This window comes from Embleya sp. NPDC055664 (assembly GCF_053618075.1).
Genome location: NZ_JBSHGZ010000055.1, coordinates 1 through 12,981 on the forward strand (window position 1 = coordinate 1; position 12,981 = coordinate 12,981).

At 71.8% G+C, this 12,981-nt stretch carries 12 protein-coding genes and 2 tRNA genes; 8 read left to right on the forward strand and 6 right to left on the reverse strand.

Annotated elements, in window-relative coordinates; translation table 11 throughout:
• The first annotated feature begins 187 nt into the window (after positions 1-187).
• From ACWGR4_RS45125 to fabF, 5 genes are all read left to right on the forward strand, one after another.
• On the forward strand, positions 188-1,354 hold the full coding sequence (locus ACWGR4_RS45125) for a PucR family transcriptional regulator (protein ID WP_078975217.1): 1,167 nt from the start codon (positions 188-190) through the stop codon (positions 1,352-1,354).
• Between the two features lie 97 nt (positions 1,355-1,451).
• Positions 1,452-2,405 carry an ACP S-malonyltransferase gene (locus tag ACWGR4_RS45130; RefSeq protein ID WP_379995332.1) on the forward strand — a complete coding sequence of 318 codons (954 nt, stop codon included), beginning with the start codon at positions 1,452-1,454 and terminating at the stop codon, positions 2,403-2,405.
• A 73-nt stretch (positions 2,406-2,478) separates the two neighbouring features.
• A complete protein-coding gene (locus ACWGR4_RS45135) occupies positions 2,479-3,489 on the forward strand; it encodes a beta-ketoacyl-ACP synthase III (protein WP_379995329.1) in 1,011 nt (336 codons plus the stop codon).
• Positions 3,490-3,570: 81 nt separating this feature from the next.
• Positions 3,571-3,816, forward strand: a complete 246-nt coding sequence (locus ACWGR4_RS45140) for an acyl carrier protein (RefSeq protein WP_371863166.1) — start codon at positions 3,571-3,573, stop codon at positions 3,814-3,816.
• Between the two features lie 144 nt (positions 3,817-3,960).
• Positions 3,961-5,262, forward strand: a complete 1,302-nt coding sequence (fabF, locus tag ACWGR4_RS45145; protein WP_452133844.1) for a beta-ketoacyl-ACP synthase II — start codon at positions 3,961-3,963, stop codon at positions 5,260-5,262.
• A 347-nt stretch (positions 5,263-5,609) separates the two neighbouring features.
• Here the strand turns inward: fabF and ACWGR4_RS45150 are convergent, their stop codons facing one another.
• The gene (locus ACWGR4_RS45150) at positions 5,610-6,104 is read right to left on the reverse strand and encodes a DUF3145 domain-containing protein (RefSeq protein ID WP_126642859.1); all 495 of its coding nucleotides are present in this window, start codon (positions 6,102-6,104) and stop codon (positions 5,610-5,612) included.
• Between the two features lie 328 nt (positions 6,105-6,432).
• On the opposite strand from ACWGR4_RS45150, the gene ACWGR4_RS45155 reads away from it, so the two are divergent.
• A complete protein-coding gene (locus ACWGR4_RS45155) occupies positions 6,433-7,404 on the forward strand; it encodes an SGNH/GDSL hydrolase family protein (RefSeq protein ID WP_379995323.1) in 972 nt (323 codons plus the stop codon).
• A gap of 204 nt (positions 7,405-7,608) precedes the next feature.
• Here the strand turns inward: ACWGR4_RS45155 and ACWGR4_RS45160 are convergent.
• Together ACWGR4_RS45160 and ACWGR4_RS45165 are read right to left on the reverse strand one after the other, a co-directional pair.
• Positions 7,609-7,682, reverse strand: a tRNA-Ile gene (locus tag ACWGR4_RS45160).
• Between the two features lie 250 nt (positions 7,683-7,932).
• Positions 7,933-8,907, reverse strand: a complete 975-nt coding sequence (locus ACWGR4_RS45165; protein ID WP_452133845.1) for an LLM class flavin-dependent oxidoreductase — start codon at positions 8,905-8,907, stop codon at positions 7,933-7,935.
• A 108-nt stretch (positions 8,908-9,015) separates the two neighbouring features.
• Here ACWGR4_RS45165 and ACWGR4_RS45170 point away from each other — a divergent pair, with 108 nt between their 5' ends.
• Positions 9,016-9,552: a nuclear transport factor 2 family protein gene (locus tag ACWGR4_RS45170; RefSeq protein ID WP_379995319.1), complete on the forward strand. Its 537-nt coding sequence runs from the start codon at positions 9,016-9,018 to the stop codon at positions 9,550-9,552.
• A 57-nt stretch (positions 9,553-9,609) separates the two neighbouring features.
• Here the strand turns inward: ACWGR4_RS45170 and ACWGR4_RS45175 are convergent.
• Positions 9,610-9,685: transfer RNA gene (locus ACWGR4_RS45175), tRNA-Asn, on the reverse strand.
• Positions 9,686-9,847: 162 nt separating this feature from the next.
• On the opposite strand from ACWGR4_RS45175, the gene ACWGR4_RS45180 reads away from it, so the two are divergent.
• Complete coding sequence (locus tag ACWGR4_RS45180) at positions 9,848-10,147, forward strand: YtxH domain-containing protein (protein ID WP_379995317.1); 300 nt, start codon at positions 9,848-9,850, stop codon at positions 10,145-10,147.
• A gap of 170 nt (positions 10,148-10,317) precedes the next feature.
• On the opposite strand, the gene ACWGR4_RS45185 is transcribed toward ACWGR4_RS45180, so the two are convergent.
• Entirely contained in the window at positions 10,318-11,790 is a 1,473-nt protein-coding gene (locus ACWGR4_RS45185) for an FGGY-family carbohydrate kinase (RefSeq protein ID WP_452131076.1), read from the reverse strand.
• A 41-nt stretch (positions 11,791-11,831) separates the two neighbouring features.
• Complete coding sequence (locus tag ACWGR4_RS45190) at positions 11,832-12,899, reverse strand: RNA polymerase sigma factor (protein WP_452131075.1); 1,068 nt, start codon at positions 12,897-12,899, stop codon at positions 11,832-11,834.
• Positions 12,900-12,981: the final 82 nt, after the last annotated feature.

The following is a 12,981-nucleotide window of genomic DNA, read 5'->3' on the forward strand; positions in this document are numbered from 1 at the left end:
ACTTGGGCCGGGTGGCCCGGAGCGAAGCGGAGGGACACCCGGCCCCGAGCGAGGGGCCGCTTTTTCTTGGAGGAGCGAAGCGGGGGAAAGAAAAAGTGGTCCCTCGCGAGCCGGCGCGAAGCGCCCAAACAAGCAGCCCTCGCGAGCCGACGGCAAAGCCGCCCATCAGGCAGAGGACAATGGCCCCGTGAGCCCCCAACCCGATCTTCGTGCCGCGACCGTCCGCCGGCTCGAGAAATCCGCCGGTGCCCTGGCCGGCGCGGCGCTCGCGAGGATGGACGAGGCGCTTCCCTGGTACCGGAACATGCCCGCCGACAACCGGTCCTGGATCGGCCTGGTGGCCCAGGCCGGCATCTCCGCGTTCACCGAGTGGTTCCGGCATCCGGAGACCCCGCAAAAGGTCAGCGCCGACGTATTCGGTACCGCGCCGCGCGAATTGACCCGCACCATCACACTGCCGCACACGGTCGAGTTGATCCGCACCACCATCGAGGTGGTCGAGGCGGAGATCGCCACCCTGGCCGCGCCCGGCTACGAACAGGAGTTGCGCGAGTCGCTGCTGCTGTACTCCCGGGAGATCGCCTTCGCCACCGCGCAGGTGTACGCGCACGCCGCCGAGACGCGCGGCGCGTGGGACGCCCGCCTGGAGGCCCTGGTGGTGCACTCGCTGCTGCGCGGCGAGGCCGACGAGGGCATCCTGTCCCGGGCCTCGGCGCTCGGCTGGGGCTCGCCGGACTCGGTCATGGTGGTGGTGGGCAACGCCCCGGACGCGGACGCCCAGGAGGTCGTCGACGGCATCCACCGGGCGGGCCGACACGCCCGGCTGAACGTGCTCACCGGAGTACAGGGCGAACGGCTCGTGGTGATCCTCGGCGGCACCGACGACCCGATCCGCGCGACCCGGTCGCTGATCGGCCAGTTCGCCCCCGGTCCGGTGGTGGTCGGCCCCCAGGTGCCCGACCTGTTGGCCGCCGTACGCTCCGCCCAGGCCGCGATGTCGGGACACCGCGCGTGCGTGGCCTGGCCCGACGCGCCGCGCCCGGTTTCCGCGGACGATCTCCTGCCCGAGCGCGCGCTCGCGGGAGACGACGAGGCCCGGGAGCAGTTGGTGGAGGAGATCTACATACCCCTGCACGCGGCCGGCTCCGCGCTCCTGGAGACGCTCTCCGTCTACCTGGAGCAGGCGGCGAGTCTCGAAGGAGCCGCCCGGATGCTCTTCGTCCACCCCAATACCGTGCGCTACCGGCTGCGACGCGTCGTGGACGTCACCGGCCTGGTACCGACCGAGACCCGTTCCGCATTCACCCTCCAGGTCTCGCTGATCCTCGGCCGACTGGCCGCGATCGAGAGCTAGTCCCCATCTATTTGTACGAACCCAACAAAGTCACCATCGGATCTTCGTCCCTGCCGATAAGGGGATGCCACCCCTCGCAGGAGAGAGGCTTGACCTCGTGCTCGTACTCGTCGCCCCCGGACAGGGCGCTCAGACGCCCGGATTCCTCGCCCCCTGGCTCGACCTCGACGGCGTGGCCGACCGGCTCCGCTGGTGGTCGGCCGTCACCGGTCTCGACCTGATCCACTACGGCACCAAGGCCGACGCCGACGAGATTCGGGACACGGCGGTGGCCCAGCCGCTGCTCGTCGCCTCGGGTCTGGTGGCCGCGTTCACACTGTTCCCGCAGCCCGACGACGTCCCCGGTGCGGTACGCGCCGCCGCCGGTCACAGCGTCGGCGAGCTGACCGCCGCAGCCGCCACCGGCGTGATCTCCGCCGAGACGGCGCTGACCCTGGTGCGCGAGCGAGGCCGGGCGATGGCCGCCGCCGCCGCGGTCACGCAGACCGGGATGAGCGCGGTCCTGGGCGGCGACCCCGAGACGGTGCTCGCCAAGATCGCCGAGCACGGCCTGACCCCGGCCAACATGAACGGCGCGGGCCAGATCGTCGCCGCCGGCACCCTGGAGCAGTTGGCCGCGTTCGCCGCCGATCCGCCGGAGAAGGCGCGCCTGCGACCGTTGGCCGTGGCCGGCGCGTTCCACACCGAGCACATGGCACCGGCGGTGAACCGCCTGGCCGAACTGGTCCCGGGCGTGAGCGTGCGCAACCCGAGCGTCCCGTTCCTGTCCAACGCCGACGGCACCGTGCTGAACGACGGCCACGACGTGGTCGCGCGCCTGGTCAGCCAGGTCTCCAACCCGGTCCGCTGGGACCTGTGCATGGAGACCATGAAGGACCTGGGCGTGACCGGCCTGATCGAGGTCACCCCGGCCGGCACCCTGACCGCTCTGGCCAAGCGCGCCATGCCGGGCGTGGAGACGGTCGCGCTGAAGACTCCGGACGACCTCGAGGCCGCCCGGAAACTGGTCGAGGCGCACGGCGGCCCGACCGGCTCCCAGAGCCCGTCGTGACCCCCGTCGCGACACCCGCTCTGCACCCGGCCGCGAACCCACCCGGCCTCGAACCCGTACGGGAGGACCACGCGTGACCGCAACCATCACCCCCCGCGCCGGAGCCGCGCACGCGCGCATCCTCGGCGTCGGCGGTTACCGCCCGGCCCGGATCGTGCCCAACTCCGAGCTGGTGGACCGGATCGACTCCTCCGACGAGTGGATCCAGTCCCGTTCCGGGATCCGGACCCGGCGCTGGGCCTCCCCCGAGGAGACCGTCGCCGAGATGTCCATCGCGGCGGCCGGCAAGGCTCTGGCGCACGCGGGTCTGGACGCCTCGCAGGTCGGCTGCGTGATCGTCTCCACGGTCACCCACCTCAAGCAGACCCCGGCGATCGCCACCGAGATCGCACACCGCCTGGGCGCGGGCGGCGGCCGAGCGGCGGCGTTCGACGTCTCCGCGGCCTGCGCGGGCTTTTGCTACGGCGTCTCGCTCGCCAGTGACATGGTCCGCGGCGGCAGCGCCGAGTACGTCCTGGTGATCGGCGTCGAGCGGCTGAGCGACCTGACCAACCTGTCCGACCGGGGCACCGCGTTCATCTTCGGCGACGGCGCGGGCGCCGTGGTGATCGGCCCCTCGACCACCCCGGGCATCGGCCCCGTGGTGTGGGGTTCGGACGGTTCCCAGGCCGAGGCGATCACCCAGACCGTCGACTGGAACGACCTGCGCGACGACCGCGAGCAGGAGTTCCCCACGCTCAAGATGGAGGGCCAGAAGGTCTTCCGCTGGGCCGTGTGGGAGATGGCCAAGGTCTGCGAGCAGGCCCTGGACGCCGCCGGCGTCAAGGCCGAGGATCTGGACGCGTTCATCCCGCACCAGGCCAACATGCGGATCACCGACGCGATGATCAAGGCGCTCAAGCTGCCCCCCGAGGTACCGGTCGCCCGCGACATCGCCGAGAACGGAAACACCTCCGCCGCGTCCATCCCGCTCGCCATGGAGCGCATGCTCGAAAGCGGCGAAGCGGTCAGCGGCGGGACCGCGTTGATCATGGGATTCGGGGCCGGCCTCGTGTACGCGGGGCAGGTCATTACGCTTCCGTAGTCCCCCGTCGGTCGCCGCGAGGCGCCGATCGGACGAGCAGCACAGCTTTACGTCACCGCAAGATTCCAATCAAGGAGCATCATGGCTAGCCAGGAGCAGGTCCTCGAGGGCCTCGCCGACATCGTCAACGAGATCGCCGGCGTCCCCCAGGACGAGGTCGAGCTGGACAAGTCCTTCATCGACGACCTGGACGTGGACTCGCTGTCGATGGTCGAGGTCGTCGTGGCGGCCGAGGAGAAGTTCGAGGTCAAGATCCCGGACGACGACGTCAAGGGCCTCAAGACCGTCCGCGACGCGGTGGACTACATCGTCAAGGCCGCCGCCTAGGTCGGATGTAGCGCCGGTCGTTCTCCGGGCCGGACCGCGTTCGCGCGTCCGGCCCGGTCCGTCGCAGTCACATCACGGGCCCCGGCATCGCCGCACCCTCGGCCCGCCGGCCGCCCGAACCCACAGCGTGAGAGTGAGAAGACAGTGAAGTCGACCGAGCGCAACGACGCCACGCGGGCCGTGGTGGTCACCGGTCTGGGTGCGACCACGCCGGTCGGCGGCGATGTCGCGACCACGTGGTCCGCGCTGCTCGCGGGCACGTCCGGCGCGCGGGCGCTGACCGAGGAATGGGCCGAGCAACTGTCGGTCACCTTCGCCGCGCGGATCGCGGTCGAGCCCCTCGAGGTCATGCCGAAGGTCGAGGCGCGGCGCCTGGACCGCTCCGGCCAGTTCGCCATGATCGCCGCGCGCGAGGCCTGGCTCGACGCCGGCTACGCCGCGAAGAACACCGCGCCCGAGGACGCCCCGGACGCCCTCGTGGTGAACCCGACCCGCCTGGGTGTGGTCATCGCCTCCGGCATCGGCGGCGTCACCACCCTGCTCGACGCGTGGGACACCTTCCACGAGAAGGGCCCGCGCCGGGTCGGCCCGCTGACCGTGCCGATGCTCATGCCCAACAGCCCGGCCGCCAACGTCGGCATCGAGCTGGGCGCGCGGGCCGGTGTGCACACCCCCGTGAGCGCGTGCGCGTCCGGCGCCGAGGCGGTCGCCTACGGTCTGGAGATGATCCGCTCGGGCCGCGCCGACGTGGTGGTCTGCGGCGGCACCGAGGCCGCGATCCACCCGCTGCCCATGGCCGCGTTCGCGAACATGATGGCGATGTCCAAGCGCAACGACGAGCCGCAGCGCGCGTCCCGCCCCTACGACAAGGGCCGCGACGGCTTCGTGATGGGCGAGGGCGCCGGTGTCCTGATCCTGGAGAGCGCCGAGCACGCGGCGGCCCGCGGGGCCCGCGTGTACGCCGAGGTCGCGGGCGCCGGGCTCAGCTCCGACGGCCACCACATCGCCCAGCCCGAGCCCACCGGCCGCGACATCGCCCGCGCGATGGCGCTCGCCCTGGCGGACGGCGGCCTGGAGCCGGAGGAGATCGTGCACGTCAACGCGCACGGCACCTCGACCCCGGCGGGCGACGTCACCGAGCTCAAGGCGATCCGCGCGACGCTGGGCGACGCGGCGGCCGACAAGGTCACCGTCACCAGCACCAAGTCGATGACCGGCCACCTGCTCGGCGGCACCGGCGCGGTCGAGTCGGTGGCCACCGTGCTCGCCCTGCACCACCGCCTCGCGCCGCCCACGATCAACGTCGACGACCTCGACGACGAGGTCGACCTGGACATCGTGCGGGGCGAGCCGCGCACGCTGCCCGACGGCACGATCGCGGCGCTGAACAACTCGTTCGGCTTCGGCGGGCACAACGTCGTGGTCGCCTTCCGCAGCTTCGAGTAAGGCCCCACCATCGCACACCCGTTCGTGCCCCCGTCGCGGATCTCGCGGCGGGGGCACGAATGTTCGCGGCCGAACCCGGCGCCGCCGGCCGGGTGGTCGACGTGCCCGGGAGTACTCGCGTACCGGCGGCGACCGACCCGAGTCAACCCACAAGAGGGACGAATCACCCACGCCGGGGCGACCGTTCGTCCCGCGGTGCCCCCGGGGCGCATCCGCCGGCAACCCGCTCCGCCGGCCGCTCTCGATCCCAAGGCGGAGACGCGAGCGACCCTTCCGGATGATTCGGGAGGGCCGCTCGTATCGGTATGTCTATACGCATGTCTTCGTCTCGGGGATCCCCCACGTGCTCAGACCACCTGGTGCAGCCAACGCACCGGGGTGCCCTCGCCCGCGTAGCGGAAGGGCTCCAACTCGTCGTCCCACGGCTTGCCGAGCAACTTCTCCACCTCGGAGCGCAGATCGACCTCGCCCCGCGCCGCCCGACCGAGCACCGCGCGCAGCCGGTCCTCCGGGATCAGGATGTCGCCATGCGCCCCCGTGACGGCGTGGAAGATGCCGAGCTCGGGGGTGTTGCTGTAGCGCTCCCCCTCGGCGTTGGCCGAGGGCTCCTCGGTGGCCTCGAAGCGCAGCAGGTGCCAGCCGCGCAACGCCGAGGCGAGGCGCGACGCGGTACCGGGCGCGCCCTGCCAGCACAGCTCGGCCCGCAACATCCCGGGCGCCACCGGTTGGCGGACCCAGTCCAGACTCACGCGCACGCCAAGAACGCCCGCTGCGGCCCACTCGACGTGCGGGCACAGCGCACGCGGCGCGGAGTGCACGTACAGAACTCCACGTGTCGTCACCGGGACCTCCAGGCTTCAAGGACGAGGTTCGCCTTCCCCAGCGGCCTCAAGCCTTGTCTCGGACTGCCTGTTCGAATCCCGGTCTTCCATTGTGCCCCACAGACCACGGATGTACCACAGGCATCAGTTGCTGTCCGTAATCACATGTGGGCAATTGTCCGATGTGAGCGAACAATTCGTTACTCACCGTCTCGGAATGGTGAGCCACTGCACTCAACGTGCCCGGCCGTCGACGACGCCACTCCCGGCATTGTCGGCCTTCACACGAAGGAGTGACATACCGTCGATGGACATCGTCGTGTCGATGCTAGGGGGCGGAGGGGGCGGCGTGGGTCGGAAACGACGAGTAGGGGCGGCAACCGCGATGATGGTCGCGGCGTTGTTGACGTTGTCCTCCTGCATGGATTCGGGTGACGGCGACAAGGCCGATCCGGCTGCTGCCGGGGATCGACTTATTACCGGGCCGAGTGGTGGGCAAACCCCGACACCCGGCAACCCGACCGCGGCCGAACAGCCCAACGGCAAGGTGCTGTCGCCGGCACCCGAGAAACCACCCACCGCGACCGTGCCACCCCGACCCCATTCGATGGCGGCCCTCGGCGACTCGATCACCCGAGGGTTCGATACCTGTTCACCACTCCAGGACTGCCCGGAGAAGTCGTGGGCCACGGGCACCTCGGCCGATGTGAACAGCCACGCGAAGCGGCTCGGCCTGCCGGCCGACGCCGTGTTCAACAACGCGAAGACCGGCGCGAAGATGACCGATCTGGCGAGCCAGGCCCGACAGGCGGTCGGCCAGCGGGTCGACTACGTCACGATCCTGATCGGCGCCAACGATGCCTGTCGGCACACCGTGGACGAGATGACCTCGCCGGGCACCTACGAGAGCCAGTTCCGCGACGCGCTGGGCATCCTGCGCACGGGCCTGCCGAACACGCGTGTGCTCGTGGTCAGCATCCCGGACCTGGGTCGCATGTGGGAGACCGGGCACGACGAGTTCCTGGCCCGCACCGTGTGGTCGGTGGGCAACGTGTGCCAGTCGATGCTGGACGACCCGCAGTCGACCAAGCCCGACGCGCTGGACCGCCGACAGCGGGTCCGCGACCGGGTGACCGCGTACAACGCCAAGCTGCGCGAGGTGTGTTCGACCTGGACCAACTGCCGCTACGACGGCGGTGTGGTCAACACCCAGCGGTTCGGCAAGAACGACGTGAGCCACTGGGACTGGTTCCACCCGAGCGCGTCCGGCCAGCGCACGCTCGCCGAGGTGACGTCCCGCCAGGGATACACGTGGGGATAGCCCGTTCGAGTGATTTCACTCCCGGAATCCAGCAAGAGCCCGCTAAGCTCTGACTCGACTACGGAAAAGAGTCGCCCGACGACACACAGCAACCAACACATCGGGTGGGACGAGCCGACACGCAAGCACGCGGTACGAGGGCACGGCATGAGAGCACGAATGCGGTCGGCGCTCGACGGCGCCGAGAAGAACGGGTGGGGCGGGTGGGGCGGGTGGGACTCGAACCCACGGCCAGAGGATTATGAGTCCCCTGCTCTAACCAGCTGAGCTACCGCCCCTTGCCGTCCGCTGCCGGACAGCCTGACGCAGCATAACCGGTCAGGCCCGACCAACGCCCGGGGGGATCCTCGCGGGCGTGGTCTCGTCCTGCCCGAAACCGTTCGCATCCCGCCGTCGATCGCAGACAGTCGATCGTCCGTGCCACACGCGCGATCCGCTCGCCGCTTCCTCGCCCCCGGCGCCGGGGGCGGGGGGCGAGGCGCGGAGGGGTGGGGCGCGGGGGGTGGGGCGCCGAGGCAAGGCGCCGCGCTATGCCACCAGCGGCGCCAGGCGGGAGCACAGCGTGCTCACGTGGGCGCGGACCATGTCCTCGGTCATCCCGCTCAGCGAGGCGAAGAACCACACCGTCTCGATCGGCGTATCGGCCACGTACGCCCGGATCTCCCGCGCCGCGTCCTCCGGGGTGGCGTGCAGGAAGTGGCCGGGCGCCGCGGACAACCCGCGTGCCCGCCAACGGTTCGGGTCGATCGGGCGCGGCGGCGCGGCCCCGGTGCCCTCCGCCGCGTACCGGTGGTAGCCGTCCCACTGGTGCGCGAGATGGCGGGAGACCACCGGCCAGTCCCGCTCGGGGTCCTCGGTGATCCAGCCGTTGAGCAGCCCGGCCATCCGCGCGGTCGCCGGATCGTGGCCGCCGGCACGCAGGCCGTCCAGATACGGCGCGGCCATCGCCGGGTTCGCGGTGAGCAGCGACTCGCCGAGCAGTCCGGCCCGCCGCGCGCCCTGCGGCCCCTGGTAGCCCAGCCAGATCCGCGGCCGGCGCTGCACGGGCGGCGGGCTGATCGTGCCGGTCTCCCACAACCTGCGGATCTCGCGCGCGCTCGCGTCGGTGGCGCCGAATCGGGTCGCGAGCAGGTCGCCTCGGTCGAAGAGGTCGTATTCGGGCCTGCGGTAGCCGGTGCCGATGCCCAGTTCCAGCCGCCCGCCGCTGACCAGGTCCACGATCGCGGCCTCCTCGGCCAGGTGCGCGGGGTGGCGCAGCGGCGCGATGGTCACGCCCGTGCCGATCCGGGCCCGCCTCGTGCGCGCGGCGATCGCGGCGGCCAGGGTGAGCGGCTGGCTGAGGTAGCCGTCGTCGAAGCCGTGGTGCTCGGTGGTCCAGATCGAGTGCACGCCGAGCCGGTCCGCCTCCTCGCACAGCTCCAGCGTGAAGGCGTACAGCCGGGACCAGTCCTGCCGCCACTCGACCGGATTGCGCAGGTCCAGATAGATGCCGACGTCGACCATGCGCGCGCTCCCCACGGGTGGGCGTCCCGACGGGCCGACCCGGGGCGTGGTCCGGGGCGGTCGTCTGACACCGTGATATCTGACTGGTCGTCAGCTTACGGAGGCAGCATGTCGGATTCGATCACCACCCGGCTCGATCGCCTGGAGGCGTACGAGCAGATTCGCCAACTGGCCGCCCGCTACGCGCTGGCGCTGGACAGCCGGGACGTGCCGGCGCTGGCCGACCTGTTCGTGCCGGACGTGCGCACGGGGGCGGGCGGTGTGGGTCGGGCCGCGCTCGCCGAGTGGTTCGATCCGGTGTTGCGGCCGTACGGGATCACCTTCCACCTGATCGGGAACCACGTGATCGACCTGGTCGACGAGGACCACGCGACGGGTGTCGTGTACTGCCGTCCCGAGCACGAGGTGGGCGACCTGTGGGTGGTGATGCCGATGCAGTATCGGGATCGCTACGAACGGCGGGACGGGCGCTGGTACTTCCGCAGCCGCAAGCCCGAGGCCTTCTACGCCGCCGATGTGCTGGAGCATCCGCTGGCCGTGCCGGGGCGCTTCCACTTCCCCGACAACCCGATGATCACCGATGCGCAGTTGCCCGAGAAGTGGCCGTCCTGGCAGGAGTTCTGGGCCCGGACCGGGAGCGAGTGAGCCGGGGCGGCCCGGATACGCGACAGCGCCCGCCGGTGGACCGGCGGGCGCTGTCGATGGCTCCCGCAATTGGACTCGAACCAATAACCTGCCGGTTAACAGCCGGCTGCTCTGCCAATTGAGCTATGCGGGATTGCGTCGGACCGTCTGGCGGTCGCTGCGTGGAATACATTAGCGCATTCCGAGGGGTGGCCCGCACCAGGGTTTTTCCGGTAGGACCTCACAGGTTGCCTACGCACGTCGCCCGGGTAGGCGCTGACGTGCACGGGCGGGACAAACGACCGCGGAGGACATCATGATCAACAAGCTCACCTTCGTCACCGGCCTCGCCATCGGCTACGTCCTGGGGGCGAAGGCCGGGCGGGAGCGGTACGAGCAGATCCGCAAGCTTTCCGGCACGGTGGCGAGCAGCCCGCCGGCGCAGAAGGCCGGGCACGCGGCGGCCGGGCTCGGCCGCGAGGCGGGCGTCAAGGCCGGCCGCGCGATCGGCGAGCACCTGCCCGAGCGGGTGGGTCGGCACCTGCCGGACCGCTTCGGCGGACACGGCACGAACGGCACGTCGGTGACGTCGTCGCGCCACGGCCAGGGGCTGTAACACCTCGGACGACGCCCACAACGCGCCGGTGGTCCCGGGCGGACCGACGGGGACACCCGTGGGCCCGCCGGGGCCACGGGCGCGGGCACCCATGGCACGCCCGGACGGGCGAGCCGGCGTCTCCACCCACATCTGTCGATTCCCGCGGTGGTCGTGGGCGGAGCGGGTGGTCAGTCTCTTCGGTGGCGACCGCTTGTTTCGGCGTTTTCTCGTGGTGCGGTCACGGCGCCGGGGTGCAGGCGGTTGCGTACCTCGCGGTACTGGGCCCGGACCGCGTCGCCGAGGGCGAGTTCGTCCTCGTCGGCCCGAATGAACGTCTCGATGTCCGCGGGCCACTCCGGCAGCACCCCGAACAGCGCCCAGGCCGCCTGCCGGGCCGCGCCCCGGGCCACGAACCGGCCCGCGAGCGCCGCCGGCGGCACCGCGGTCGGCACGCCGAACAGCGCGGGCGCGATCCCCGCCACCGCCGCCGAGCGTGCCCCCGGGCCGATCAGGATCAGCCGCTCCACCGCCACGTCCCGATCGCGCAGCGCGTCCAACGCGTCCGAGATGCCGCACAACATCCCCTCCACCCCGGCACGCGCGAGCGCCGGCGGGGTCATGCTCTCCCGGCGCAGCCCGGTGAGCGTGCCCGCCGCGTGCGGCAGGTCGGGGATGTGTTCGCCCTCCAGGTAGGGGAGCAGGACCAGCCCGCTCGCACCCGGCGTGCACTCCAGCGCGATGCGATCGAACTCCTCGGCGTCCACGCCCAGCATCGAGGCGGTGCCGCGCAGCACCCGAGCCGCGTTGAGGGTGCGCACCAGCGGCAGGTGGCGCCCGGTGGCGTCGGCGTACGAGCCGACCACGCCCGCAGGGTCGGCAAGCGGCACGCGGTGGACCGCGAACGCGACGCCCGTGGTGCCGAGCGCCACCACCACGTCGCCGTCGGCCGGGTCCGCGCCGAGGGCCAGGGCCGCCTCGGCGCCGGTGCCGGGCGCGACCAGGATCCCCTCCGGCGTGCGCCCGGCGGCGGCGCCCGGCGGCAGCACGATCGGCGTGCGCGGCACCCGGCCGATGGCCAGGTGCATGAGGTCCTCGCGCCACTCCCCCGTGGTCGCGTAGTAGCCCGTGGTGGAGGCGTCCGCCCGGTCGGTGACCGGGTCCGGCGGGCAGCCGAGCAGTTGCCAGGTCACCCAGTCGTGCGGCAGCAGCACGGTGGCGATCCGGGTCACCGCCTCGGGTTCGAACCGGGCGAACCGGCGCAGCTGCGCGATCGCGGACGAGGAGCCCGGCACCGCGCCGGTGGCGGCCGTCCACGCGGCCGGGCCGCCGAGCGCGTCGACCAGGTCCGCGGCGGCACCGGAGGCCGAGGGGTCCTCGTCGGGCAGCGGATGCCCCAGGATCACCCCCTGGGCGTCCAGCGGCACCGCGCCGTGGTTCTGCGCGGCCACCGAGATCGCCGCCACGCCGTCGAGGAGACCGCCCGCCGCGGCCTCGCCGAAGGCCCGCAACCACGCGCCCGGCGTGGTCGAGGCGCCCTCCGCGTACGCGGCGCGCCCCTGGCGCAGCGGGGTACCGGTCGCGGCGTCGCAGACGAGAATGCGCAACTGGTGCGCTGAGCAGTGCACCCCGGCGACGAGGGTGGGTGTCGGGCTTGTCGGCATGGGCGAATTCTGACAGCAGACGTAAGCCGAAACGCCAGGGATCAGTCGAGATAGCCCCGCAGTTGCTCCGAGTACGACCGCTCGCGAAGCCGGGACAGCGTGCGTGACTCGATCTGGCGTATGCGCTCCCGGGTCACCCCGAAGACCCGGCCGATCTCCTCGAGCGTGTGTGGTTCGCCGTCGGCGAGCCCGTAGCGGAGCTGTACCACCTGCCGCTCACGGTCGCCGAGCGTGGACAGCAGCGCCTCCAGGTGTTCGCGCAGCATCAGGTAGGCGGCGGCCTCGGCCGGGGCGGTCGCGTCGGTGTCCTCGACGATGTCGCCGAGCAGCACCTCGTCCTCGCCGACGGGGGTGTGCAGCGACACCGGCTCCTGGGCCAGCCGCAGGATCTCGGTGACCCGCTCGGCGGTGAGGTCGAGCACGGCGGCGACGTCCTCGGCGGTGGGTTCCTCGCCGCGCTCCTGCAACAGGCGGCGCTGGACCCGGATGACCCGGTTGATCAGTTCGACCACGTGTACCGGGACCCGGATGGTCCGGGCCTGGTCGGCCAGCGCCCGGCTCATCGCCTGGCGGATCCACCACGTGGCGTAGGTGGAGAACTTGTAGCCCTTGGTGTAGTCGAACTTCTCCACCGCGCGGATCAGACCCAGGTTGCCCTCCTGGACCAGGTCGAGCAGGCCCAGGCCGCGGCCGACGTAGCGTTTTGCGATCGAGACCACCAGGCGCAGGTTGGCCTCGATCAGCCGGCGTTTGGCGCGTTCGCCGTCGCGGACCAGAGTGGCGAGCGCGTCCCGGGCGGCGGGATCGGCGGGCGGGTCGTCGAGCAGGCGGGCCCCGGCGAACAATCCTGCTTCGACCCGGCGGGCCAAGTCGACCTCGTCGGCGGCGCTCAGCAGCGCAACCCGGCCGATCTCGCGCAGGTACTGGCGCAGCAGGTCGGCGGAGGAGCCGGCGGATTCGGCGGGGCGGGCGAATTCGTCGGGTTCGCCGGCGCCGGCCGGCGCGGCGGTCGCCTCGACCGCGGTCGGGGCGGGTGGCGCGGTTCCTGGGGTGACGTGCTTCGTGAGGACGGTGGCCGGGCCCGGTTCAGGCTCATCCGTCCGTTCCATGTGGGAGGGGTCGCCGCCGGGCGTTTTCCCCCCTCTGGTGTGCCGATGCACCTTCCCCAGTCTGCTGCACGAGGGGGCCTGT